Raw genomic sequence first — 23,961 nt, 5'->3', positions numbered from 1 at the left:
GGCGACGGTAACGAAGAAAAGCACGCGGGATTGTGGAGTCCCTACAGGGCGGGGGTCAGCCCTGCTCGGCGACCGATCCGAGACGGCCCAGCGCAAGAGCGATGCGCAGGGTGAACGCCGACCGTACGTCGGACGGAGCATAGCCGGTGACGTCGGTCACACGGCGCAGTCGGTAGCGCACGGTGTTCGGGTGGACGAAGAGCATCCTGGCGGCTCCCTCCAAAGAGGAGGCTTGTTCGAGGTAGACACTCAGGGTCTCCAACAGCGCCGAGCCGGCCTCGTCGAGCGGTGTGTAGATCTCCTCCACCAGCTGCCGCCTGGCGGCCTGGTCGCCGGCGAGCGCCCGCTCGGGCAGCAGGTCGTCCGCCAGCACCGGGCGCGGGGCGTCCGGCCAGGCGGCGCAGGCCCGAAGTCCGGCGGCCGCGGCGGCCGCGGACCTGGTCGCGGAGAGCAGGTCGGGCACGGTCGGGCCGACCACCACCGGGCCCGGCGCGAACTGGCCGATCAGCGCCCTGGCGGCGTGCACCGGCTCCTTGTCGCCGCCCACCACCACGACCAGACGCTTGCCCAGCACACCGGTCAGCACGTGCAGCTTGGCGTACCTGGCGGCCCGGCGGATCGCCTCCACCACCAGTTCGCTGTCCCCGTCCGGGGCGCTGCCCATCACCACCCGGACCTGGGTCGGCTGACCCCAGCCCAGCGCGGCCGCCCGGGAGAGCACTCCCTCGTCCGCGTCACCGGAGAGCAGCGAGTTGACGACCAGCGCCTCCAGTCGCGCGTCCCACGCACCGCGCGCCTCCGCCGCCTGGGCGTACACCTGGGCGGTGGCGAAGGCGATCTCGCGTGCGTAGACCAGCACCGACTCGCGCATCCCGGCCTCGTCGCCGGGGGCGGCCACCTCCTCGATGGCCTCCTCCATCACCTCGATGGTGGTGCGGATCAGCTCCACGGTCTGGCGCAGGGTGATCGCCCTGGTCAGTTCGCGCGGTGCGGTGCCGAAGACGTCCGTGGAGATCGCCTGCGGGGCCTCCGGGTGGCGGTACCACTCGGTGAAGGCCGCGATACCCGCCTGGGCCACCAGACCGATCCAGGACCGGTGTTCCGGCGGCATCCGCCGGTACCAGCCCAGTTGGTCGTCCATCCGCGCGATCGCGGCACTGGCCAGCTTGCCCGCCGACTTCTCCAGCCGCTTGAGCGTCGCGGCCCGCAGCTCGGCCCGTTCGGCGGCCAACTTGCGCTCCTGCGCGGTCAGCCGCCCGGGCCTGCCGTTGCGCGGACGCTCGGCGGACTTGGCCGGGGACTTGGCGGCAGCCTTCGCCGGCGCCTGCGCCGGCCCGGTGTCCTCGGGGTCTGGCGCTGTCACCGCGGCTCCACCGGTCGCGGCCTTCACGGGTGCGACCTTGGTGGCCCCGGACTTCTTGTCGGAATTCGCTGAAGCGGCTGGCACAGGACAAGCCTGCCTCACGCCGGTCGGTGCTCGTGCACACCCCCACCGGTTGCGGCGGTGGCCCCGGTCACACCGGCTACGGTGTCAGTCGTGACTGACGCCGCCACCCGCCCCCGTGCCGACCTGCGCCGAGCGCCCGAGCGCTACCGCTCCACGCCGGCCGAAGGCATCGAAACCAGGCACGCCTTCTCCTTCGCCGGGCACTACGACCCGAAGAACACCCACTTCGGCGCGCTGCTCGCCTGCAACGAGGAGACCCTGGCCCCCGGCGCAGGCTTCGACGAGCACCGCCACCGCGACACCGAGATCCTCACCTGGGTCGTCGAGGGCGCCCTGGCCCACCGGGACGGCGACGGCCACGCGGGCGTGGTCCGCCCCGGCATGGTCCAGCACGTCAGTGCGGGTTCCGGCGTCAGCCACACCGAGCGCAACGTCGGCGGGGCCGAGGTGCCGGTGCGGTTCGTCCAGATGTGGCTGCAGCCGGATTCGTTCGACACCCCGCCCGCGTACGGGCTGCGCCGGGTCGAACCGGCCGCGGACGGGCTGACGTTGCTCGCGTCCGGTCTGGAGCGGGACGCCGGTACGGACGCGCTCCGGCTGCGGCGCAGTGACGCCGCGCTCTACCTGGTCACGGCCGGGCCCTGGCAGCCGCTGCCGGCACTGCCGCAGGCGCCCTACCGGTACGTGCACCTGACGGCGGGTTCGCTCGGGTACCGGACCGTGCCCGGGCCGAAGGGCAGCGGGCGGTCGATGGCGGCGGGGGACAGCGTCCGGGTCACCGGGAACGCGTTCGCCGACCCGACCGCGGGGGAGGACGGGGTGGAGCTGCTGTTCTGGGAGATGCACTCGGAGCTGAAGTACGGGTGAGGGCCTCCCCGCGAGGGCGCGGACGGCCAAGTGTGCTGGGTGCCGAATGACTTGGGCCTGACCGGGGCCGGGCGGACGGCTGCGGGTCGCGGCCTTCCGGTGGGGCGGTTCAGCTCGCCCCGGGAGGCTCGGTGGGGCAGGGGGCTTCTGCGGCGCGCGGTTCCCCGGGCCCCGGGGAGCAACCCGCTTGCGCCGAGGGCCAGTCGGGCCGCGCCGGGGATCAGCCGGCCCCTGCCGAGGGGAGTCGGCCCGCGCGGAGGAGTTCCGCCGGCCTGAGCTCGAACGGGTCAACGGGAGCGGCGATGCGGTCGGTGGCGGCTTACGTTGGCGATGGCCCGTACCGCCCCGTCGTCGCGGGGCCGCGGTCGTGGGCCGCGTCCCCGTGCTCCCGGCCCAGAGAGGCGCTTCGACATGGCCGACCCCTCCCAGCAACGGTGTGTGAACGGATCGCGGCGCAGGATATGCCTGGCCGGTCTCGTCGTTGCGGCCCTCCTGGCGGGCGCGGGCTGCTCCCCCGTCGATCCGGAGGCCGTCGCCCCGGATACCGGTACCCCGAACGTCGGCTCCGCGTCCGCCTCGGCGCCGGACACCGGCTCCGCGTCCACCTCCGGTAGCCCTCCGGTGCAGCTGAGCCCGGCGGTGACCGCGCAACTCGACGCGGCGGTCGGGCAGGTGATGCAGAAGGCCAATGTGCCCGGCGTGATCGTCGGGCTCTCGATCCCCGGCAACGGCACCTACACCAAGGCCTTCGGGGTCGCCGACCGCAGCAGCAACACGCCCATGACCACCGACCTGAACATGCGGATCGGCAGCGTGACGAAGACCTTCACCGTCACCGCGCTGCTGCGCCTGGTGGACGCGGGCAAGGTGGGGCTGGACGATCCGGTCGGGAAGTACGTCTCCGGGGTGCCGGGCGGGGACCGGATCAGCCTGCGGCAGCTGGCGGACATGCGCAGCGGCCTCTACCCGTACAGCTCGGACCAGGACTTCGTGAACGCCCTGATCGGCAATCCCGCCAGGTCGTTCACCCCGCAGGAACTGCTCGCATACAGCTTCAGGCACCCGGTGGCCTTCGAGCCGGGCAGCCAGTACCAGTACTCCAACACCAACACCATCCTGCTCGGCATGGTGGTGGAGAAGGCCGCCGGGCAGCCGCTCCAGGACTACCTGCAGCAGCAGGTGTTCGTCCCCGCGGGCCTGCAGCGCACGGTGTTCCCGACCGACGCGTCCTTCCCGGACCCGCACGCGCACGGCTACACCAACCAGACACCGGCCGGCTCGAGCGCGGACGCGACCGACTGGAACCCGTCCTGGGCCTGGGCGGCCGGGGCCGTGATCTCCAACCTCACCGACATGCAGCACTGGGCCGCTCTGCTGGCCACGGGTTCGCTGCTCAACCCCGGGACCCAGACGCAGCGGCTGCAGACGCTGCCCACCGGCTACCCCAACACCGGTTACGGGCTGGGGCTGTTCACCGACAACGGGTGGGTCGGGCACAACGGCTCGATCCCCGGCTACCAGAGCCTCGTGCTGTACCTGCCGTCAGCGAGGGCCAGCCTGGTGGTGCTCAGCAACACCGATGCGAACTACCAGGGTTCGGAGAACTCGACGCTGTTCGGTGAGGAGATCACCCGGATCGTGACACCGGGGAACGTGTACTCGCTGCCGGCGATGCCGACGGTGACCACGTCGCCGAGCGCGTCGGGGGCGTCCGCTCCGCCCTCCGCGTCCCAGTCCTCCTCCGGGTCGCCCACGGGTTCGCCGTCCGGACCGCCCACAGGTTCGCCGTCCGGACCGCCCTCGGGCCCGGCGGGCACGTCCGCGTCGTCCTCGGCGGTGCCGCCGTCCGCGGTGCCGTCCGGCGTGCCGTCGGTGACCTCGCCGTTCGCGTCCGTCACCGGGCTGCCCGGTGCCGGGGCGAGCTGACCGCGCTGGCTGGGATCCGGGTCGGCGCGGGCGGGCCGGGGCGCGCGCCGACCCGGATCCGGGCGCCGGTGGGCGGCGGTCAGCCGCGAAGTTCGGCGAGGACGGCGTCGTTGAACTGCGGCCAGACCTCGGCGGCCCACGGCCCGAAGTCGCGGTCGGTGAGGGCGACACAGGCGACGCCCGCGACCGGGTCGACCCACAGGAAGGTGCCGGACTGGCCGAAGTGGCCGAAGGTCTCAGGGGAGTTGGCGGTGCCGGTCCAGTGCGGAGACTTCTCGCCGCGGATCTCGAAGCCGAGGCCCCAGTCGTTGGGCCGGCGGTGGCCGAAGCCCGGCAGGACGCCGCTCACTCCTGGGTACGCGACCTCGCGGGTCGCGGTGCGCACCGTGGACGGATCCAGCAGCGTGGGCGCCTGCAACTCGGCCGCGAAGCGGGCCAGATCGGCCACGGTGGAGAGGCCGCCCGCACCGGCGGGCGAGCGGTGGGCGGTGTTGATCAGCGTGGCCCGCATGCCCAGCGGCTCGAACACCGCCTCGGCGGCGTACTGCGCGAAGTCGATCCCGGCCGCCTTGGTCAGGGTGTCCGCCAGCACGTCGAAGCCGGCGTTGGAGTAGAGTCGCCGGTTGCCCGGCTCGGCCATCGTCCGGTGCTCGTCGAAGGCCAGCCCCGAGGTGTGCGCCAGCAGGTGCCGGACGGTCGAACCCTCCGGTCCCGCCGGGTCGTCCAGCTCGAAGACCCCTTCCTCGACCGCGACCAGCACGGCGTACGAGGTGAGCAGCTTGGTCACCGACGCCAGCGGGAACAGCCACTCCTGCGGCCCGTGTTCGCCCAGCACGACGCAGTCCGCGCCCCGTACCACGGCGGTTGCCGCGTTCGGCACCGGCCAGTCCTCGATCATCCGCAAGCTCTGCATGCGCCGACTCTAACGAGCCGCGCGGCAGGGCGGCGTGGCGGGCTTGCTTGGAGTGCGCTCCAACTCAGTAACTTCGTAGTCATCGCCGACCGACCGGGGGGTCCACTCGATGGCAACGACCGCACGGATCAACTCCGATCTGCTGAGCTGTTCGGAGGCCTACCGGACGGCGAGCGCGGAGGCCGACCGCACCCCGCGGCACAGCATCAGCGCCGTCGCGGCGGTCAGCGGGCTGACCGCCCACACGCTGCGCTGGTACGAGCGGATCGGCCTGCTGGACCCGATCGACCGCTCGTACTCCGGCCAGCGGCGGTACAGCGACGCCGACCTGAACCGGCTGGGTTTCCTCAGCCGGCTCCGGCTGACCGGGATGCCGGTCGCCGACATGCTCCGCTACGTGGAGCTCGCCCGGGCCGGTGACGACACCGTCGAGGCCCGCCGCGAGATCCTCGTCCAGCACCGGGAGGAGGTCCGGCAGAAGATCGCCGATCTGCACGCGACCCTCGCGGTGCTCGACTACAAGATCGACATCTACTCGGAGAACCGGCAGCAGGTCCCGGACCACCGGTACGAGCCGCCCGCCCGAGCCGGCCGGCCCGGGCAGTACGAGCAGCAGCAGTACGACCAGATCGACAGGAAGAAGCAGAGCGCATGACTCTCCCCACCACCGTCCTCGGCACCAACGGCCCCGTGGTCGGCACCCAGGGCCTCGGCTGCATGGGCATGAGCGAGTTCTACGGGCCGACCGACACCGCGGAGGCGCTGGCCACCCTGGACGCGGCCCTCGACCTCGGCGTCACCCTGTTCGACACCGCCGACATCTACGGCTCCGGCAAGAACGAGGAGCTGATCGGCCCGTTCGTCCGGGCCAACCGCGACCGGGTCGTCCTCGCGACCAAGTTCGCCATCGAGCGCCGGGCCGACGACCCCGAGTACCGGGGCGTACGGAACGACCCGGCGTACATCCGCACCGCCGTGGACGCCTCGCTGCGGCGCCTCGGGATGGACGTCATCGACCTGTACTACATGCACCGCCGCGACCCGGGGGTCCCGCTGGCCGAGTCGGTCGGCGCGATGGCCGAGCTGGTACGGGCGGGGAAGGTGCGGCACCTGGGGCTCTCCGAGGTAACCGGGGCGGAGCTGCGCGAGGCGCACGCCGTGCACCCGATCGCCGCGCTGCAGTCGGAGTGGTCGATCTTCTCCCGGGACGTCGAGCACAGCGCGGTGCCCGCCGCCGCCGAGCTCGGGGTCGCCCTCGTCCCGTACTCGCCGCTCGGGCGGGGTTTTCTGACCGGGGCCTTCCAGGCCGCCGAGCAGCTCTCGGCGGATGACTTCCGGCGGAGCCAGCCGCGGTTCAGCGGGGAGAACGCGGCTCGGAACGCCGCACTGGTCGAGCCGATCCAGAAGATCGCCGCCGGGCGCGGGGCCACCGCGGCCCAGGTGGCCCTCGCCTGGGTGCACCAGCGGGCCGAGGTGCACGGACTGACCGTGGTGCCGATCCCCGGCACCCGCAAGCGCTCCCGGCTGGCGGAGAACGCCGCGGCCGCGACGCTGCGGCTCACGCCGGAGGAGCTCGCCGAGCTGGAGCCGATCGCCGGGCGCGTGACGGGGCAGCGGTACACGGACATGAGCCTCACCTCCGGCGCCCGGGAGTAGGCGCACCGGCAGGGGCCGGGGCTCTGCTCGGGAGAGCCGAACCCCGGCCCCGGGAAGACCTGCCGCCGCCCGTCCCGGGACGGTGTCAGGAGGTGGCCGGCGGGTGGGTGACGCTCGCGTACCTGCCGAGCGCGATGTCGCCGAAGTTGTGCAGGCTGGCGGTGTTCGGCGCGAAGTAGCCGGTGTGGCCGGCCGCGCCGGCGGAGGAGACCCGGATCGCCCCGAAGCCCTCGCCGGTCGGGTCGGCGCCGTGGCCGAGACCGCCGACCTCCAGGTACGGGACGTTGCCGATCCAGTCGGTGGGGTTGCGGGCCGCCCAGACCCGGACGCCGTCACCCAGCCCGGAGGCGTTCTGCACACCCATCCCCGGGCTGCCGAAGACCACCAGGTCGGTGGGCCGGTCCTCGTGGATCTTCGGCGCGGCGATGCCGCAGACCACCGAACCGTAGGAGTGGCAGAACAGCGCCGGCGGGGTCTCCGGGTGGCTGGTCGCGCCCAGGCCGTCGAGCAGGCGCTCCAGTCGAGGGGCGCCGACCTCGGCGAGCCGCGAGGTGACCGCGTCGGGGCCGAGGCCCAGCGGGGTGACGTACCCCGTCCAGGCGATCACGGCGGTGCGGGTGCCGGGGGACTGCCGGTGCTCCTCGTCGAAGAGCGCGCGGGCCATCCCGGACGGGGAGCGCAGCGGGTCCGAGGGCTGGTCGAAGTGGGCGAGGTCGGCGTCCGAGCCGGGGACCAGCACGGCGACCTTCTGGGCCGAGGCGAGGTCACCGTAGACCTCGCTGACCAGGCCGCGGCCGCGCGGGTCGAAGGCCAGGACCTGGCGGCCGGGGGCCAGCAGCTCCTCGGTGTTGTCGGCGCGCAGCCTGGCGGCGGAGCGGTCGTTCGCGGTGAGCTTCGGGTCGGCGGCGCGAAAGCGCCACCTGTCGGCCTCGGCCCTGATCGCCAGCCGGTTGGCCTGGTAGCGCAGCTTGACCGGCGCGCCGTCGAGGTTGCCGACCACCAGCGGGTACCGGGCCACCAGACGGGTGGCCTGCTCGGGCGTGAGCGAGGCGAAGAAGGCGGCGACCGTGCGCGCGTCGGCGGTGGCCGGGTCGGGCAGCGACCGGCCCAGGGAGTGGTCGGCTGCCCACTCGGTGCTGCCGGCCGGCGGGGTGGAGATGGCCAACTGCTCGGTGGCGGCGGCGGCCTGGGCCGCTGCGGCTCCGGCGTCCACCAGCACGGCGCAACCCGCGAACGCCCCTATCAGGGCACGCTTGATCCGCCTGCGGCGTGCCGCCGTGTACTGGCTGAGCCTGCGCTTCGTCAGCCTGCGCTGCAAGGCCTCAACTCCCTCGGACCCGTGACCGTCACAGCGGGCGGGGCCCGATGGTGGTACGACCGCCAACTACTCGTCAGCCAGGGTAGGGGCTCGGAGCACGGCCCGTGCAGGCTCCAAACTGTGCGATGAATCACACCATGCCGTCATGGCCCGTCTGCCTTCGTCTCGAATTCCTTGATCAGGTACTTCGGGGCGATGCTGCGTCACGCCTCCGTCAGCAGATCGTTCAGCTCGCCCGCGGCCACTGTGGCGAGGCTCACCTCCACCCAGCCGTGCCGGCCGACGCGGAACGCCGCCGAGTACGTCCGTGGGGCGGCGGCCGGCAGCTCGGCCTGCTCTCCCTTGCCCGCCTTGACGCGGGCCGAGCCGTCCTCGGGGGTGCTCATGGCGAAGATCCTCTCGCCGAGCCGGAGCGTCGCCTTCGTCTCCCGGGTGAGCCGCTCGGCGGTCTGCGGGAGGGCCGGGCCCGTGGCCAGGAACTGATCGAACGTCACCATGCCGCCAGGGTGGGGCGGGGCGGCGGCCTCGACCGGGCCCAGCACCCCGGCCGAGGTCACACCACTCCGAGGGCGTACGCCGCGAAGAGCGCAGCGGCCGCGCCCGCCACCGCCCTGAGCGGTCCGCGCAGGCCCCAGGGCCCGTCGAAGCGCCGGGCGTACCGTGCGACCGCCACCAGGGCCATTCCGAAGACCGGCAGCCAGATCAGCCGGGCCGCCACCCAGTCCGGCGAGTTCGGCGCGGTGGTCAGGCCGGGGACGGCACCCAGCCGGGAGAAGGCCAGGGCCACCGAGTACATCGCCGTCTGGTGCCAGCAGAAGATGGTCATCGCGGAGAGGTTGACCACCACTACCGGCAGCCAGAGCAGCGGACGGCGGAGCAGGTGCGCGATCCGGTCCCGCAGCAGCATCGCGGCACCGCACTGGACGGCCGCCAGCGCGAGCACCAGCAGGGACGGCGGGTGCGAGTTGGTGCGCGCCTGGCCCGGCACGCCCACCATGCTGGCCGGGTAGTGGAAGATCAGCAGCAGCACGGCGAACAGTGCGGCCCCGCCCAGCAGCAGCGTCCGGGCCCCGGCCCGCCCGATCCGGCCCTGTGCCCAGGAGACGCCCAACTGGTAGCCGAACATCCACCCCGGCACCAGGTTCACCAGGGCCAGCCAGGACGGTACCGACCCGGCCCACGGCCCGTACCGCAGCAGGTCGACCAGTGCGACGGTGGCCAGCAGCGGCGCCGCGGCCCAGCCGCCCAGGCGGCGTCCGGCGGCCACGCAGTACGGGGTGAGTGCGGTCAGCACCAGATACACGCCGATGTACCAGAGCGGTTGCACCACCAGGACCGCACCGGTCCGTACGGTGCCCTGCGGCACGCCGAGCGCCTGCAGCAGCGGGATCAGCACCGCCCACACGGCGGCCACTCCCAGCACCGGGCGCAGTAGCCGGACCGAGCGGGCGCGCAGCCAGGCCGTGGTGCTCGCCCCGCGTGCCCTGGCCCGCTCCAGCGAGCGGACCGAGGAGCATCCGCCGACCAGGAAGAACACGCCGAGCAGTTGCAGGCCCCAGCTGAGCGGGGCGAAGAAGCCGAGTGAGGTGAGCGGGCTGGCGTTGTGCAGCACCCCGCCTTGGAGGGTGAGCCCGCCGAGCAGCCAGTGGCCGACCGGGACGGCGAGCAGGGCGAGCGCGCGCAGGCCGTCCAGGGCGCGGTCGCGGTCGGCGGGGGTCCGGTCCGCGACCCGGTCGGCGGTCCGGCGCAGGCGGTGGGCGAAGGGGGCTCGGGTGACGGGGCAGGGGCTGTCAGCGGGCATCACGGCACTCCTGGTTCGGGTCGGCGCACTGGATGTGCGAGTGGTCGCCGAGTGCGATGGCGGCGAAGGAGGCGAGCGAGGAGGTGCCGGGGGCGAAGTAGCCGCTGTGGCCGTGCGAGCCGGCCGAACTGACCACCCGGGCACCGAAGTCGGCGGCGGTCGGATCGGCGCCGTGGCCGAGGCCGAGCACCGAGACGTGCGGGACGTCGCCGATCCAGTCGGAGCCGTTGCGCTCGGCGGCCCAGAGCGGCACCCGCAGGGCCCGCGCGTCGGGGACGTCCATCCCGGGCGAGCCCAGGACCACCAGGTCGGACACCTGCTCCGGGCGCGGGTCGGCCAGCCCGCAGACCGCCGATCCGTAGCTGTGGCAGAACAGCGCCACCGGGCCGGTGACCGGCGCGAGGGCGGCCAGGAAGCGGTCCAGCCGGCCCGCACCCGCCCGGGCCAGATCGGCGGTTGCCGCGTCGAGGCCGACCCCGACGGGCGTGGTGTAGCCGGCCCAGGCGACGACGGCGACCCGGTCGCCGGTGGCGTGCCGCAGTGAGCGCGCCATCCCGGCCGGGGTGCCGTACGGGTCGTTCGTGCGGTCGAAGGACATCAGGTCGACGTCCGAGCCGGGCACCACCACCGCGGTGCGGGTCGCCGTGGCGAGATCTCCGTACACCTCGGCGATCTGGCCGCGGCCGCGCGGATCGAAGGCAAGAATCTGACGTCCCATCAGAGATGCGCAACGGTCGGCACGTTCGGCCGCCGAGCGCTGCTGGTCGGGGGTGACGGCCGGATCGGCGGCGCGAGCGAGTTCGCGCTCGCGCTCCTCGGCCAGGGCGAGCGCGTTGGCGCGGTAGCGCAGCTTGACCGGCGCGCCGTCGAGGTTGCCGACCACCAGTGGGTGGCGGGCGGCCAGGGTGTCCTGCTGCGCCGCCGTGAGGCCGGCGAAGAACCGGGCCACCTCGGCGGCCGGGGCCGTGGCGGGATCCGGCAGCCGCACCCCCAGTGAGCCGTCGGCCGCCCAGGCCGCACTTCCCTCCGGTGGACCGGTCACCGGCGTCTGGATGTCCGCCGCCGCCGCCCATCCGCCGGCTCCTGCCAGCACCGCGACCATCGCCGCGGCCGCCACCAGCCCCCGCCCGAACCGTCCTGCCATCTCCTGCTCCTCCTCCACGACTTGGACGGGGAGGAAGGTAGGGAGGAGGTGCCCCGACGGACGTCACACCGCGGGGCCAACTGCGGCGTCATACCGTGGTGCCAGGGGTACGCCTGCTGGGGATGGGGAGGTGCCACTCCCGCGGTTTCGTCCGCGCGTCACGGGCACGGGAGAGGGAGGCGCCCGGCGGCGGGGCCGGGGCGGGCCTGGGCGTCCGGGACGCGGATGAGCGACCCCGTGCGCACGGCGCACGGGGTCAGGGCGGCGGACCGGAGACGGCCGACCCGCCGCGGCGGAGTCCGTTACTGGCCCGGGGTGACCAGGCCGGACTCGTAGGCGAGGACCACGGCCTGGGCGCGGTCGCGGAGGTCGAGCTTGGCCAGGATGCGGCCGATGTGGGTCTTGACGGTCTGTTCGGCGACGATCAGGCGGTCGGCGATCTGCTGGTTGGAGAGGCCGCGGGCGATCAGTTCGAGCACTTCGGTCTCGCGCGGGGTGAGGCCGCCCAGGCGCAGCCGGGGGTCGCGGCGGGGCGCGGGCCGGGTGCGGGCGAAGTCCTCGATCAGCCGGCGGGTGACCGAGGGGGCCAGCAGGGCCTCGCCGGCCGCGACGACCCGGACGGCGGAGATCAGGTCGGCGGGCGGGGCGTCCTTGAGCAGGAAGCCGCTGGCCCCGGCGCGCAGCGCCTCGTACACGTAGTCGTCGACGTCGAAGGTGGTCAGCATCAGCACCTTGGGGCGGTGGACGACCCCGACCGGGGGGTCGAGCAGCCGGCGGGCCGCCTCCAGGCCGTCCATCTCGGGCATCCGGACGTCCATCAGCACCACATCGGGGTGGGTGCGCCCGCTGACCTCCAGTGCCTGCCTGCCGTCGGCGGCGTCGCCGACCACGTCGATGTCGCTCTGCGCGCCCAGCAGCGCCGCGAATCCGGCCCGGACCATCGCCTGGTCGTCGACGATGACTACGCGGATGGTCATGTGCTGGGCTCCTCGGGCTGGTTGACGGGCAGGACGGCGGCCACGCGGAATCCGCCGTCGGGCAGCGGTCCGGTGTCCAGCCTGCCACCGAGCAGCCGCACGCGTTCACGCATTCCCACCAGCCCGTGCCCGGTGCCCTCGGAGGACTCGATGCCCGTGCGGTCCTGCCCGCCCGGCGGGCCGGTGTCGACCACGGTGATCCGCAGGGCCTCGTCCTCGGCGGCGATCGAGACCCAGACCTGGGCGCGGGGCGCGTGGCGGACCACGTTGGCCAGCGCCTCCTGGACGATCCGGTACGTGGACAGGCCGACCGCCTGCGGCAGTTCGCCCAGGGCGTGGACCTCCTCGGTGACGGCCAGCTCGGCCCGGACGCCGGCCTGGGCGACCGTGTCGACCAGTTCGGGAACCTGGTCCAGACCGGGCTGCGGGGTGCGGTCCGCGGCGCTCTCCTCGCTGCGCAGCACGCCGAGCAGCCGGCGCATCTCGGTCAGCGAGCTGCGGGCGGCGGCGGCGATGGTGCCGAACTCCTCGACGGCCTCGGCCGGCAGGCCGCCGATCCGGTACGGCGCGCTGTCCGCCTGGACGGTGATCACCGACATGTGGTGCGCCACCACGTCGTGCAGCTCGCGGGCGATCCTGGCGCGTTCCTCCAGCAGCGTGCGCCGTCCGCGTTCGGCCTCGCTGATCTGCTCCTGCTCGGCGAGCAACCGCCTCGCCTCGCCACGTCCGCGCAGACTCCAGCCGAGCAGCAGCACGGCACCGCTGAGCACGATCGGCAGCGGGGCGCCGGCGTCCCCGGACCGGGTGAAGGCCGCTCCCGCCCCGGCGGTGGCCAGCCCGGTGGCCATCCAGACGGCGAGCAGGGTCCGCCCGCTCTCCCGCACGGCCAGCGCCAGCATCAGGAACAGGTAGCCGATCAGCGTGGTCACCGACCAGGGCCAGGGGCCCGCGCCGTGCGGGGTGTCCAGAGTCAGCACGGCCCCGGCGACGGAGGCCGGGAACACCACCCACCAGACGGCCAGTGGTCGGGTGACCGCCACCAGCAGCGGCGCGGTCTGGGCGACCACCAGCGCCGCCGCGGTCGGGACCGGCAGTTCGTACGAGGTGTGCAGATGGACGGTGCCGGTCGGGATCAGGGCCGCGTTGAGTGCGCCCGCGATCACGTACGGCAGGCTGCGCACCCAGCGGTGGCGGGAGCCGCCGAGCAGCGGCTCGGCACCGCCGGTCGGGGTGATCAGGGCGTGCCCGAGGGAGACCGCGAGCGCGCGCAGCTCGGGCAGGGCCGAGCGCAGGTCGGACAGGACGTTGGCGGGCGGTCGGATCTTCATCCCGGCCCAGGCTAGGGGCCGGGGAGTGCGCCGGCATCGTACGCAGGAGCTGTTCCGTGCGTAGTACCTGGGTATGACGTGGAGCCGGGCCCTGCGCGGCGGGACGCCGGGCTCAGGGCCGCCAGGAACCGGACAGGGCGGGCCCGAGCTGGTCGAAGTGGCGCTCGAGCGTGGCGATCATGCCGTCGGGGCCGACCTGGTGGGCGGCGGCGTCCGTGGTCCAGGAGAGGTGGGAGAGCCGGACGACCGCGCCGAAGACGGCGGCCAGCAGCCGGGGGCGCAGGTCGGTGGCCGGGTCCAGGCCCTCGCGTTCGGCCAGGATGGCGGCGATCTGGCGCTCCTGCTCGGCGGTGTGTCGCAGGTGGGCGGCGAGCAGGGTGGGCGTGGACTCGATGAGTTCGAGCAGTTCCAGGGCGGCGGTGACACTGCCGGGGCCGGCGTGCTCCACGCTGCCGAGGCTGCGCCAGGACTCGGTGATGGCGGCGCGCATGGCCGTCAGCGGTTCCTCCTCGGCGGGGCGCCGGCGCAGGCACTCGATGAAGAAGCCCTCGGCGTCGGCCATGACGGCCAGGGCGACCTGCTCCTTGTTCTCGAAGTAGCGGAAGAAGGTGCGCTGGGAGACGTCCACGGCGGCGGCGATCTCGTCCACCGTGGTGCGGCCGTAGCCGTGGACGAGGAAGAGCCGGTGCGCCGCTTCGACCAGGGAGTCCCTGGTACGCCGCTTCTTCCGCTCACGGAGCCCGAGGACCCGGCAGGCGGGGTCGGTGGTCGCTTCGGCGAGCTGTGCGGCCATACGAGGGGCCTTTCGAGGGAGGAGTGGTCGGTATCACCACGATAGCGCTCTGACATATGTCATCAATGCGCACAAGTCACCGTTTGCCGAATGTCAGCGACTGCCATAATGTCGTGAGTCAGTGGCGTCCGTCGGGCTGGACAACCGTGGGGACGGGTGGGCCGGGGCGCCACTCGCCATGTCGTTCGGGCTCCGGAGGGCCAGTTATGAGTCAGTCCGTCGTCAACAAGGGGAAGGCGGACCTGCCGCCGCAGCGCAGCGGTCCGCCGGGGGAGCGGAACGGCCTGAAGGGCCATCCGTGGCTGACCCTGCTCACCGTGGCGGTCGGCGTGATGATGGTCGCCCTGGACGGCACCGTCGTCGCCATCGCCAACCCGGTCATCCAGACCGACCTCGGCGCCTCGCCCGCCGACATCCAGTGGGTCACCAGCGGCTACCTGCTGGCACTCGCGGTCTTCCTGATCACCGCGGGGAAGATCGGCGACCGCTTCGGCCACAAGGCGACCTTCCTGGTCGGCGCGACCGGCTTCGCCGCCACCTCGGCCGCGATCGGCTTCGCCGGCAGCATCCAGACGGTGATCGCCTTCCGGGTGCTGCAGGGCCTGTTCGGCGCGCTGCTCCAGCCCGCCGCGCTCGGCCTGCTGCGCGGAGCCTTCCCAGCGGAGAAGCTGAACATGGCGATCGGCATCTGGGCCGGTGTGATCGGCGCCTCCACCGCCGCCGGGCCCATCGTCGGCGGCCTGCTGGTCGAGCACGTCAGCTGGCAGTCGGTCTTCTTCATCAACGTCCCGGTCGGCGCGGCGGCCCTGCTGCTCGGCCTGTGGATCCTGCGCGACGTACGGGCCGAGAACGCGGCCAAGTCCTTCGACATCCCCGGCATCGTGCTGCTGTCGGCGGCGATGTTCGCGCTGGTCTGGGGCATCATCAAGGCCCCGAGCTGGGGCTGGGGCGACACCCGCACGCTGCTGTTCCTCGGCGGCGCGCTGCTCGCCATGGTGCTCTTCGCGCTCTGGCAGGCCCGTGCCAAGGAGCCGCTGATCCCGCTCAGCCTGTTCCGCTCCGTGCCGCTCTCGGCGGGCACGCTGCTGATGATCCTGATGGCCTTCGCCTTCTTCGGCGCGATCTTCTTCGTCACCTTCTACCTGCAGAACGTGCACGGGATGACCCCGGTCCAGGCCGGTGTCCACCTGCTGCCGATGACCGGCATGATGATCATCGGCGCGCCGGCGGCCGGTGCCGCGATCGGCAAGGTCGGACCGCGGATCCCGATCGTCGCGGGCATGCTGCTCACCACGCTCGCCATGTACGGGATGTCCACGCTGGACACCCACTCGGGGGCGGGCGTCATGTCGCTCTGGTTCGTGCTGATGGGGCTGGGCATCAGCCCGGTCATGGTCGGCGCCACCGAGGTCATCGTCGGCAACGCCCCGATGGAGCTGTCCGGGGTGGCAGGCGGTCTGCAGCAGTCCGCGATGCAGGTCGGCGGCAGCCTGGGTACGGCCGTGCTCGGCGCGGTGATGGCCTCCAAGGTCAGTAGTGCGCTGCCCGGCAACTGGGCCAAGGCGGGGCTGCCGCCGGTCGAGGGCGCGCAGGGGGCGCAGCTCAAGCAGGCCGCCCAGCTCGGCATCGCGCCGCCGGCTCCGCAGGGCACGCCCGAGCAGGCGGTGCACGCGATGGCGGAGGCGGTGCACAGCTCCTTCGTCAGCGGGATGTCGATGGCCTTCGGGGTCGCCGCGGTGATCGCCTTCGCGGCGGCGCTCCTGGGCCTGCTGACCAAGCGGGGCAGCAACGACGCGGGGCCCGCGGTGCACATCTAGCACCGGCGGCAACCCGCTTGGCCCCGGCGGCGGTCCGCTGCCGGGAGAGCGCCTTCAGGGACGCGGGGCGGTGCGCTTGACCAACCGCACGCGCGACCGGCCCGGTCATGCGTGCAGGGGTCTCCCCCAGCCTTCGGGCGGGGGAGACCCCTCCGCTCGCTTGTCGCTCGTCCCCGCGGCGGAGCCGCAGATCGACATCGTCGGCGCCGGCGCGCCCTTCGGCTCAGCGCCCCTTGCGCTTTCGAGGATGGTCAGCCGGAGGAATCCACTGCGCTGCACGGCTGCTCACGCGGTTCCCCACCTCCCGGGGGAGTCGCCCGCCGGGCCGCGGTGCGGATGTACCTGGCCCGCTCCTCCAGTTCCAACTCCGGGAACCAGTACCGCAGTTGTGTCTGCGCCTCGCCGGGTGAGAGGCGGAGCTCGGTGAGCAGGAACTCCGCTCTGGCGATGATCTCCTCGTGCATGGCGTCCTCCGTCGGCGTCGGGTGAGCCCGGAACGATTCTGCAACCGCCCCGGTGGCCGGGCTTCCGCTGTTGCGCCTACCGGGCGTCCCGGGCGCGCCGCCAGGGCCAGGAAACGCCCGAGGGCCGGGCTCCAGAGAGGAGCCCGGCCCTCGGGGCCGCTGGTACGGATCAGGCGTCGCCGCCGGCCGCGCCCGGGTCGGCCGCGGCCACGTCGAGCAGCTGGTAGCGGTCGATCGCGTCCTTCAGCACGTGACGCTCGATCTTGCCCTGCTTGGCGAGCTCGGTGAGCACGCTGAGGACGACCGACTGCGCGTCGATGTGGAAGAAGCGACGGGCCGCGCCGCGGGTGTCGGCGAAGCCGAAGCCGTCGGCACCCAGCGACTGGTACTGGCCCGGCACCCAGCGCGAGATCTGGTCCGGCACCGCGCGCATCCAGTCGGACACGGCGACGAACGGTCCCTCGGCGCCCTGGAGCTTGGCGGTCACGTACGGGACGCGCTGCGGCTCCTCCGGGTGCAGCAGGTTGAACTCCTCGGCCTCGACCGCGTCGCGCCGCAGCTCGTTCCAGGAGGTCGCCGACCAGACGTCCGCCTTGACGTTCCACTCCTCGGCGAGGATGCGCTGGGCCTCCAGGGCCCACGGCACCGCGACACCGGAGGCGAGGATCTGCGCCGGGATCTGGCCGGCCTCGCCGTCCTTGTACTTGTACAGACCCTTGAGGATGCCGTCGACGTCGACGCCCGCAGGCTCGGCCGGCATCTGGATCGGCTCGTTGTACACGGTGAGGTAGTAGAAGACGTCCTCGCCGTGCGGGTGCTCGGCGCTGGAGCCGTACATCCGGCGCAGACCGTCCTGCATGATGTGCGCGATCTCGTAACCGAACGCCGGGTCGTACGCGACGACGCCCGGGTTGGTCGAGGCGAGCAGCTGCGAGTGGCCGTCCGCGTGCTGGAGACCCTCACCGGTCAGCGTGGTGCGGCCGGCGGTGGCGCCGATCACGAAGCCGCGGGCCAGCTGGTCGGCCATCTGCCAGAACTGGTCGCCGGTGCGCTGGAACCCGAACATCGAGTAGAAGACGTAGACCGGGATCAGCGGCTCGCCGTGGGTGGCGTAGGACGAACCGGCGGCGATCAGCGAGGCGGTGCAGCCGGCCTCGGAGATGCCGTCGTGCAGCATCTGGCCGGTCGGGGACTCCTTGTACGCCAGCAGCAGCTCGCGGTCGACCGACTCGTAGGTCTGGCCGAGCGGGTTGTAGATCTTGGCGGACGGGAAGAGCGAGTCCATGCCGAAGGTGCGGTACTCGTCCGGCGCGATCGGCACGAAGCGGTTGCCGATGCCCTTGTCGCGCATCAGGTCCTTGAGCACCCGGACGAACGCCATGGTGGTGGCGATGGTCTGGTTGCCGGAACCCTTCTTGACGCCCTTGTAGGCGTCGTCGCCGGGCAGCACCAGCTGGCGCGGCCGCACCTTGCGGGTCGGCACGTAGCCGCCGAGCTCACGCCGGCGGTCGTGCATGTACTGGATCTCCTCGGAGTCCTTGCCCGGGTGGTAGTAGGGCGGGTAGCCCTCTTCCAGCTGCTTGTCGGTGATCGGCAGGTGCAGCCGGTCGCGGAAGCGCTTCAGGTCCTCGACCGTCAGCTTCTTCATCTGGTGGGTGGCGTTGCGGCCCTCGAAGTTGGGGCCCAGCGTCCAGCCCTTGACGGTCTGGGCGAGGATGACGGTCGGCTGGCCCTTGTGCTCGCGGGCGGCCTTGAACGCGGCGTAGATCTTCCGGTGGTCGTGGCCGCCGCGACCCAGGTGCTGGATCTGCTGGTCGGTCATGTTCTCGACCATGGCGCGCAGGCGCAGGTCGCCGCCGAAGAAGTGCTCGCGGATGTACTCGCCGGTCTCGGTGGCGTAGGTCTGGAACTGGCCGTCCGGGGTCGAGTTCAGCTTGTTGACCAGGACGCCGTCGCGGTCCTGGGCCAGCAGCGGGTCCCAGGTGCGGTCCCAGATCAGCTTGATGACGTTCCAGCCGGCGCCGCGGAACTGCGACTCCAGCTCCTGGATGATCTTGCCGTTGCCGCGGACCGGGCCGTCGAGGCGCTGCAGGTTGCAGTTGACCACGAAGGTCAGGTTGTCCAGGCCCTCGCGCGCGGCGAGCGACAGCTGGCCGAGCGACTCCGGCTCGTCCATCTCGCCGTCGCCGAGGAAGGCGTAGACCTGCGAGTCGGAGGTGTCCTTGATGCCGCGGTGCTCCAGGTAGCGGTTCATCCGCGCCTGGTAGATCGCGCCGAGCGGGCCGAGGCCCATCGAGACGGTCGGGAACTCCCAGAAGTCCGGCATCAGCCGCGGGTGCGGGTAGCTGGACAGGCCGTACGGGGCCTTCGACTTCTCCTGGCGGAAGGCGTCGAGCTGCTGCTCGCTCAGTCGGTCCAGCAGGAAGGCGCGAGCGTAGATGCCGGGGGAGGCGTGACCCTGGAAGAAGATCTGGTCGCCGGACTCACCCTCGGCGTCCTTGCCCCGGAAGAAGTAGTTGAAGCCCACGTCGTACAGGGACGCGGAGGAGGCGAAGGTGGCGATGTGGCCACCGACGCCGATGCCCGGACGCTGGGCCCGGGAGACCATCACGGCCGCGTTCCACCGGGTCGCGTTCAGGATCTTGCGCTCGATCTCCTCGTTGCCGGGGAAGAACGGCTCGTCCTTGGTCGCGATGGTGTTGACGTAGTCCGTGCTGCGCATCTCGGGCACGGCGACACGCTTCTCGCGGGCGCGCTCGATCAGCCGCAGCATCAGGTAGCGGGCACGCTCGCGCCCCCGCTCGTCGATGGCCGCGTCAAGCGACTCAAGCCATTCCGCGGTCTCCTCGGGATCGAAGTCCGGGACCTGACTCGGAAGGCCGCCAATGATGATCGGGTTGCGATCGGATCCGGAAGCCACGCTGTTCCTTCACTGTCGGACGTAACTGAGGTGTGTCGCGCCGCCTCCATCGTGTACCGCAACTCGGAGATCCGTCATCTCTACCGATCGGTAACCATTCCGTACCAGGGCTTGCTTTTCCCTGGTGCGGTCAGGTCGGATGGTGTGTGACATGGGCATCGCTGCCGCCGTCGCGCACCACCGGTTGTTACGAAGAGGTGGTCCGACCTTGATGTCCGACCGCCCGGAGGCGGCCGGTCGGGGGTGAGGGCCAACAGGAGACTCTACGCCCGCCGGAGTGGTTACCCCGAAATGCGTTCGCATCCCGGGCGCTTTCCGGCCTGCGCGGCCGCCCGCCCGCAGCATCCCTGGGGGGTGCAGAAAAGGGCAAATCGGTGTGATTACCGACACATTCCACGGCGTGTCCCGCCGCGACACGTCAACCTTTGGGTGGGATCGGGGGGCGGGTACTTGCGCGAACCGCCGCGCACGTGTGGACTACGGCCACAGCCTCGGCATGAATGCCGAGCCGAATACTGGAGGTTATTCCCGTGAGCGCGACCGCGGACCCCGCGGACAAGTCCAACCCGGCGCACCGTCTGGGCTTCGAAGAGGGCCAGATCGTCCAGGAGCTCGGGTACGACGAAGACTGTGACCAGGAGCTCCGCGAGGGCATCGAGGACATCACTGGCGCCGAGCTCGTCGATGAGGACTACGACGACGTCGCCGACGGCGTCGTGCTGTGGCACCGCGAGGAGGACGGGGATCTCACCGACGCCCTCGTCGATGCACTGGAGTACCTGGCGGAGGGCGGCCTGGTTTGGCTGCTGACCCCGAAGACGGGTCGGGACGGCCACGTCGAGGCGCACGAGATCAACGACGCCGCCCGGACCGCCGGCCTCTCCCAGACCAGCTCGGTGAGCGTGGCCAAGGACTGGATGGGCACCCGCCTCGCCTCGCCGAAGGCTGCCAAGAGCGGCCGCCGCTGACCTCGGCCGCGAGCGGCGGGCACCGGCCGTGGCGCCGGGCCTGGGTGCCGCTTGCGTCCCGGACCCCGCCGGAGCTTCCTCCGGCGGGGTCCGGCCGTTTTCGGGGCGGTGATTCGGTCCGCTCGCCTCCGGGCGCTCCGGCCCGGTGTCGACACTCGCCCTCCTCGCCCGCCCACGGGCGGGGGTGCCCATCCCCCTGCCCTCGGCCGGCGGCCCCAAGTCGAAGGCCGGGGCCAGGGGCCCCGCTCCGGCGCCACCTCCTTCATCGGTCGCCCGTCGTTCTCGGCGCTGGTGCACCATTCGGCGCGGGGGCATCCGGGGTGCTGTTCACCCAGGGCGAAACCCGGCCCGGGTGGTGGTACGGCACCCACCCGCACGGCCGAAGCGGGCCGCGCGGATGCAAGGATGCCGGTAGTCGCGCGGCCGTCTGGGCCGTGGCATCCGGTTAGGAAGGTCTCAGCATGGCCATCGAGGTCGGCACCAAGGCTCCGGACTTCGAGCTGAAGAACCAGCACGGCGAGCTGGTCAAGCTCTCCGACTTCCAGGGCGAGAAGAACGTCGTCCTGGTCTTCTACCCGTTCGCGTTCACCGGTGTCTGCACCGGCGAGGTGTGCGAGATCCAGAAGGAGCTGCCCCGCCTGCAGAACGACTCGGTGCAGGTCCTCGCGGTCTCCATCGACTCGCCGTTCACCCTGCGGGTCTTCGGCGACAAGGAGGGCCTGGAGTACCCGCTGCTGTCGGACTTCTGGCCGCACGGCGAGGTCTCCCAGGCGTACGGCGTCTTCGACGAGGAGAAGGGCTGCGCGGTGCGCGGCACCTTCGTGATCGACAAGACCGGCGTGGTGCGCTGGTCGATCGTCAACGGCCTGCCGGACGCCCGGGACACCAAGGAGTACCTGGCCGCGATCGACGCGCTCTGACACGAGCGCTCCGCTTGGGCCGTCGAGCCCTCCCGGCCCGGCGCGTTCGCTGACGCGCCGGGCCGGATGGCCGCGTCGGGCGGGAACCGGTCCTACGATCGGGCCGTTGACGGAGAAAGCACGATTCTTGGAGGACCAGTGGGTGTCAGCCTGAGCAAGGGTGGCAATGTCTCGCTCACCAAGGAGGCCCCGGGCCTCACCGCCGTGGTCGTCGGCCTCGGCTGGGACGTCCGCACCACCACCGGCGCCGACTTCGACCTGGACGCCAGCGCGCTGCTCTGCAACGAGGCGGGCAAGGTCGGCTCGGACAGCAACTTCGTGTTCTTCAACAACCTGAAGAGCCCGGACGGTTCGGTCGAGCACACCGGTGACAACCTGACCGGTGAGGGCGAGGGCGACGACGAGGCGATCAAGGTCAACCTGGCCACCGTCCCGGCCGACGTCGCGAAGATCGTCTTCCCGGTCTCGATCTACGACGCGGACACCCGCCAGCAGAACTTCGGTCAGGTCCGCAACGCCTACATCCGCGTGGTGAACCAGAACGGCGGTGCCGAGATCGCCCGTTACGACCTCTCGGAGGACGCCTCCACCGAGACCGCGATGGTCTTCGGCGAGCTCTACCGCAACGGCGCGGAGTGGAAGTTCCGTGCCATCGGCCAGGGTTACGCCTCCGGCCTGCGCGGCATCGCCCAGGACTTCGGGGTGAACGTCTGACCCGGGCTCGGGTGTGTGCCCGGCGGGGAGCCGGGTGAATAATCTTGGGGCCGGGGTCGGCGGGAGTTTCGCTCCCGCCGACCCCGGCCCTTGCTGTTCCCGGGTCAGATGCTCCGTGCGGTACCGAACCGGAGTTCAGCAAGTTCAGTGGGTCAGGAGCACCCGCTGCGGGCCGCGAGGGCGTACATCTTTTAACGCGCCCGGCCGGCGGCCCCGTGCGCTGCGCGAAATCCCGTGCAGCGTGCCGGACACAGCCCCGGGAACGGGGACTAGGGAGGAAGAACAGCCATGAGCGTCACGCTCGCCAAGGGTGGCAATGTCTCGCTGACCAAGGCCGCGCCGAACCTGACGCGGGTCCAGATCGGCCTGGGCTGGGACGCCCGCTCCACCACCGGTGCGCCCTTCGACCTGGACGCCAGCGCCCTGCTCTGCGCCGGCGGCCGGGTGATGGGCGACGAGTACTTCGTGTTCTACAACAACCTCCGCAGCCCCGAGGGTTCGGTCGAGCACCTGGGCGACAACCTCACCGGTGGTGCCGAGGGCGACGACGAGGTGGTCGTGGTCAACCTCGAACTCGTCCCGCCGCAGGTCGACAAGGTGGTCTTCCCGGTCTCGATCTACGACGCCGACGCCCGGATGCAGAACTTCGGACAGGTCGGCAACGCGTTCATCCGGGTGGTGAACATGACGGACGACCAGGAGATCGCCCGCTACGACCTGACCGAGGACGCCTCCACCGAGACGGCGATGATCTTCGGTGAGCTCTACCGCTACCAGGGTGAATGGAAGTTCCGTGCGGTGGGCCAGGGTTACGCGTCCGGGCTGCGCGGAATTGCTCTCGAATTCGGCGTAAACGTAGAGTAAAGCAGCTCTACATACAGTATTTGAAAGGTACTAACCCGTGTTCCTCCGTACATTCGGATGGTCATTCGCCATAACGATCGCCGGTCTGCTCGCTGCCGGCCTGCTCTGGGGTGCCGAGGGCTTCGGCGTCGTGCTGATCCTCTCGGTCCTGGAGATCTCGCTGTCCTTCGACAACGCGGTCGTCAACGCCACCGTCCTGAAGCGGATGAACCCGTTCTGGCAGAAGATCTTCCTCACCGTCGGTGTGCTGATCGCTGTCTTCGGCATGCGGTTGGTCTTCCCGCTGGCGGTGGTCGCGTTGACCGCGCACCTCAACCCGGCCACCGTCGTGGAGTTGGCGCTCGACTCCGGCAAGACCCATGACGGTCACACCTACGGCCAGTACCTGGAGCTGGCCAACCCCGCCATCGCGGCCTTCGGCGGCATCTTCCTGCTGATGATCTTCCTCGACTTCGTGCTGGAGGAGAAGGAGTTCAACTGGCTGAACTGGATAGAGAGGCCGCTGGAGAAGATCGGCAAGCTGGAGGCGCTCTCCTCGGTGATCGCCCTGGTGGCCCTCGCGCTGGCGGCCAACCTCTTCGCCGGTGCGCACGCCGAGACCGTGCTGCTGGCCGGTCTGCTGGGTCTGGCCACCTACCTCGCGGTGGGCGGGCTCTCCGGCGTCTTCGAGTCCGGTCTGGAGGAGCAGGAGGAGGCCGAGGAAGCCGCCGAGCGCAGCGGGAAGTCGCTGGTCCAGGTCGGCGGCAAGGCCGCCTTCTTCCTCTTCCTCTACCTGGAGGTGCTGGACGCCTCGTTCTCCTTCGACGGTGTGGTCGGCGCCTTCGCCATCTCCCAGGACATCTTCATGATCACCCTGGGTCTGGGCATCGGCGCGATGTACATCCGCTCGCTGACGGTCTTCCTGGTCCGCAAGGGCACCCTGGACGACTACGTCTACCTGGAACACGGTGCGCACTACGCGATCGGTGCGCTGGCGCTGATCCTGCTGGCCTCGATCAAGTACCACATCCCGGAGATCGTCACCGGCCTGATCGGTGTGGCCTTCATCGGTGCCGCACTGGTCTCCTCGATGCTGCGCAACCGGCGCGAGCAGGCGCTGGAGGGCGCCACGGGCTGATCCCCCG

The 23,961-nt window shown here is 71.7% G+C and carries 21 protein-coding genes; 10 read left to right on the top strand and 11 right to left on the bottom strand.

Annotated elements, in window-relative coordinates:
• Positions 1 to 55: 55 nt before the first annotated feature.
• Entirely contained in the window at positions 56 to 1,231 is a 1,176-nt protein-coding gene (locus ABD369_RS01805; RefSeq protein WP_425557515.1) for a PucR family transcriptional regulator, read from the bottom strand.
• A gap of 306 nt (positions 1,232 to 1,537) precedes the next feature.
• Here ABD369_RS01805 and ABD369_RS01800 point away from each other — a divergent pair, with 306 nt between their 5' ends.
• Positions 1,538 to 2,314 (top strand): pirin family protein, encoded by a 777-nt coding sequence (locus ABD369_RS01800; RefSeq protein WP_344634357.1) that lies wholly within the window; start codon positions 1,538 to 1,540, stop codon positions 2,312 to 2,314.
• 438 nt (positions 2,315 to 2,752) lie between these two features.
• Positions 2,753 to 4,240 (top strand): serine hydrolase domain-containing protein, encoded by a 1,488-nt coding sequence (locus ABD369_RS01795; protein ID WP_344634356.1) that lies wholly within the window; start codon positions 2,753 to 2,755, stop codon positions 4,238 to 4,240.
• Positions 4,241 to 4,319: 79 nt separating this feature from the next.
• Here ABD369_RS01795 and ABD369_RS01790 read toward each other — a convergent pair whose 3' ends face one another.
• Positions 4,320 to 5,153 (bottom strand): serine hydrolase domain-containing protein, encoded by an 834-nt coding sequence (locus ABD369_RS01790; protein ID WP_344634355.1) that lies wholly within the window; start codon positions 5,151 to 5,153, stop codon positions 4,320 to 4,322.
• 109 nt (positions 5,154 to 5,262) lie between these two features.
• Between ABD369_RS01790 and ABD369_RS01785 the strand changes: the two genes are divergently transcribed.
• Both ABD369_RS01785 and ABD369_RS01780 read left to right on the top strand, forming a co-directional pair.
• Positions 5,263 to 5,808, top strand: coding sequence for a MerR family transcriptional regulator (locus ABD369_RS01785; protein WP_344634354.1), 546 nt, complete (start codon positions 5,263 to 5,265; stop codon positions 5,806 to 5,808).
• Positions 5,805 to 6,809 carry an aldo/keto reductase gene (locus ABD369_RS01780; RefSeq protein WP_344634353.1) on the top strand — a complete coding sequence of 335 codons (1,005 nt, stop codon included), beginning with the start codon at positions 5,805 to 5,807 and terminating at the stop codon, positions 6,807 to 6,809. The genes ABD369_RS01785 and ABD369_RS01780 overlap by 4 nt, the downstream gene beginning before the upstream one ends.
• 85 nt (positions 6,810 to 6,894) lie before the next feature.
• On the opposite strand, the gene ABD369_RS01775 is transcribed toward ABD369_RS01780, so the two are convergent.
• The 7 genes from ABD369_RS01775 to ABD369_RS01745 all read right to left on the bottom strand — a co-directional run bounded on the left by ABD369_RS01775 (position 6,895) and on the right by ABD369_RS01745 (position 14,170).
• Complete coding sequence (locus ABD369_RS01775; protein WP_344634352.1) at positions 6,895 to 8,127, bottom strand: alpha/beta hydrolase; 1,233 nt, start codon at positions 8,125 to 8,127, stop codon at positions 6,895 to 6,897.
• Positions 8,128 to 8,330: 203 nt separating this feature from the next.
• Positions 8,331 to 8,624 carry an MmcQ/YjbR family DNA-binding protein gene (locus ABD369_RS01770; RefSeq protein WP_344634351.1) on the bottom strand — a complete coding sequence of 98 codons (294 nt, stop codon included), beginning with the start codon at positions 8,622 to 8,624 and terminating at the stop codon, positions 8,331 to 8,333.
• Positions 8,625 to 8,680: 56 nt separating this feature from the next.
• Positions 8,681 to 9,928 carry an acyltransferase family protein gene (locus ABD369_RS01765; RefSeq protein ID WP_344634350.1) on the bottom strand — a complete coding sequence of 416 codons (1,248 nt, stop codon included), beginning with the start codon at positions 9,926 to 9,928 and terminating at the stop codon, positions 8,681 to 8,683.
• A complete protein-coding gene (locus tag ABD369_RS01760; protein ID WP_344634349.1) occupies positions 9,918 to 11,072 on the bottom strand; it encodes an alpha/beta hydrolase in 1,155 nt (384 codons plus the stop codon). Before ABD369_RS01760 ends, ABD369_RS01765 begins: the two co-directional genes overlap by 11 nt.
• A gap of 302 nt (positions 11,073 to 11,374) precedes the next feature.
• Positions 11,375 to 12,049, bottom strand: coding sequence for a response regulator (locus ABD369_RS01755; RefSeq protein WP_344634348.1), 675 nt, complete (start codon positions 12,047 to 12,049; stop codon positions 11,375 to 11,377).
• Positions 12,046 to 13,377 (bottom strand): sensor histidine kinase, encoded by a 1,332-nt coding sequence (locus ABD369_RS01750; RefSeq protein WP_344634347.1) that lies wholly within the window; start codon positions 13,375 to 13,377, stop codon positions 12,046 to 12,048. Before ABD369_RS01750 ends, ABD369_RS01755 begins: the two co-directional genes overlap by 4 nt.
• A 112-nt stretch (positions 13,378 to 13,489) precedes the next feature.
• On the bottom strand, positions 13,490 to 14,170 hold the full coding sequence (locus ABD369_RS01745) for a TetR/AcrR family transcriptional regulator (RefSeq protein WP_344634346.1): 681 nt from the start codon (positions 14,168 to 14,170) through the stop codon (positions 13,490 to 13,492).
• A gap of 206 nt (positions 14,171 to 14,376) precedes the next feature.
• On the opposite strand from ABD369_RS01745, the gene ABD369_RS01740 reads away from it, so the two are divergent.
• Positions 14,377 to 15,987: an MFS transporter gene (locus tag ABD369_RS01740; RefSeq protein ID WP_344634345.1), complete on the top strand. Its 1,611-nt coding sequence runs from the start codon at positions 14,377 to 14,379 to the stop codon at positions 15,985 to 15,987.
• Between the two features lie 251 nt (positions 15,988 to 16,238).
• On the opposite strand, the gene ABD369_RS01735 is transcribed toward ABD369_RS01740, so the two are convergent.
• Positions 16,239 to 16,451, bottom strand: coding sequence for a hypothetical protein (locus ABD369_RS01735; RefSeq protein ID WP_344634344.1), 213 nt, complete (start codon positions 16,449 to 16,451; stop codon positions 16,239 to 16,241).
• Positions 16,452 to 16,620: 169 nt separating this feature from the next.
• Complete coding sequence (gene aceE / locus ABD369_RS01730; RefSeq protein ID WP_344634343.1) at positions 16,621 to 19,371, bottom strand: pyruvate dehydrogenase (acetyl-transferring), homodimeric type; 2,751 nt, start codon at positions 19,369 to 19,371, stop codon at positions 16,621 to 16,623.
• Between the two features lie 530 nt (positions 19,372 to 19,901).
• Here aceE and ABD369_RS01725 point away from each other — a divergent pair.
• The 5 genes from ABD369_RS01725 (at position 19,902) to ABD369_RS01705 (ending at position 23,954) form a co-directional block, all read left to right on the top strand.
• Positions 19,902 to 20,339, top strand: coding sequence for a DUF3052 domain-containing protein (locus ABD369_RS01725; RefSeq protein WP_344634342.1), 438 nt, complete (start codon positions 19,902 to 19,904; stop codon positions 20,337 to 20,339).
• Between the two features lie 461 nt (positions 20,340 to 20,800).
• The gene (locus ABD369_RS01720) at positions 20,801 to 21,259 is read left to right on the top strand and encodes a peroxiredoxin (protein ID WP_344634341.1); all 459 of its coding nucleotides are present in this window, start codon (positions 20,801 to 20,803) and stop codon (positions 21,257 to 21,259) included.
• A 138-nt stretch (positions 21,260 to 21,397) separates the two neighbouring features.
• Complete coding sequence (locus ABD369_RS01715; RefSeq protein WP_344634340.1) at positions 21,398 to 21,973, top strand: TerD family protein; 576 nt, start codon at positions 21,398 to 21,400, stop codon at positions 21,971 to 21,973.
• A 288-nt stretch (positions 21,974 to 22,261) separates the two neighbouring features.
• Positions 22,262 to 22,837 carry a TerD family protein gene (locus tag ABD369_RS01710; protein ID WP_344634339.1) on the top strand — a complete coding sequence of 192 codons (576 nt, stop codon included), beginning with the start codon at positions 22,262 to 22,264 and terminating at the stop codon, positions 22,835 to 22,837.
• Positions 22,838 to 22,874: 37 nt separating this feature from the next.
• Positions 22,875 to 23,954 (top strand): DUF475 domain-containing protein, encoded by a 1,080-nt coding sequence (locus ABD369_RS01705; protein WP_344634338.1) that lies wholly within the window; start codon positions 22,875 to 22,877, stop codon positions 23,952 to 23,954.
• Positions 23,955 to 23,961: the final 7 nt, after the last annotated feature.

Origin of the sequence: Kitasatospora cystarginea (assembly GCF_039533515.1) — a bacterium.
GTDB classification, from domain to species: domain Bacteria; phylum Actinomycetota; class Actinomycetes; order Streptomycetales; family Streptomycetaceae; genus Kitasatospora; species Kitasatospora cystarginea.
Note: the sequence above shows the minus strand (reverse complement) of the source record. Positions and strands in the feature narration are given on the sequence as shown.

Coding starts and splice junctions, on each gene's coding strand:
- ABD369_RS01750 (WP_344634347.1), bottom strand. CDS start 13,377: ATGAAGATCCGACCGCCCGCCAACGTCCTGTCCGACCTGCGCTCGGCC.
- ABD369_RS01780 (WP_344634353.1), top strand. CDS start 5,805: ATGACTCTCCCCACCACCGTCCTCGGCACCAACGGCCCCGTGGTCGGC.
- ABD369_RS01770 (WP_344634351.1), bottom strand. CDS start 8,624: ATGGTGACGTTCGATCAGTTCCTGGCCACGGGCCCGGCCCTCCCGCAG.
- ABD369_RS01765 (WP_344634350.1), bottom strand. CDS start 9,928: ATGCCCGCTGACAGCCCCTGCCCCGTCACCCGAGCCCCCTTCGCCCAC.
- ABD369_RS01710 (WP_344634339.1), top strand. CDS start 22,262: ATGAGCGTCACGCTCGCCAAGGGTGGCAATGTCTCGCTGACCAAGGCC.
- ABD369_RS01760 (WP_344634349.1), bottom strand. CDS start 11,072: ATGGCAGGACGGTTCGGGCGGGGGCTGGTGGCGGCCGCGGCGATGGTC.
- ABD369_RS01790 (WP_344634355.1), bottom strand. CDS start 5,153: ATGCAGAGCTTGCGGATGATCGAGGACTGGCCGGTGCCGAACGCGGCA.
- ABD369_RS01735 (WP_344634344.1), bottom strand. CDS start 16,451: ATGCACGAGGAGATCATCGCCAGAGCGGAGTTCCTGCTCACCGAGCTC.
- ABD369_RS01785 (WP_344634354.1), top strand. CDS start 5,263: ATGGCAACGACCGCACGGATCAACTCCGATCTGCTGAGCTGTTCGGAG.
- ABD369_RS01740 (WP_344634345.1), top strand. CDS start 14,377: ATGAGTCAGTCCGTCGTCAACAAGGGGAAGGCGGACCTGCCGCCGCAG.
- ABD369_RS01755 (WP_344634348.1), bottom strand. CDS start 12,049: ATGACCATCCGCGTAGTCATCGTCGACGACCAGGCGATGGTCCGGGCC.
- ABD369_RS01720 (WP_344634341.1), top strand. CDS start 20,801: ATGGCCATCGAGGTCGGCACCAAGGCTCCGGACTTCGAGCTGAAGAAC.
- ABD369_RS01745 (WP_344634346.1), bottom strand. CDS start 14,170: ATGGCCGCACAGCTCGCCGAAGCGACCACCGACCCCGCCTGCCGGGTC.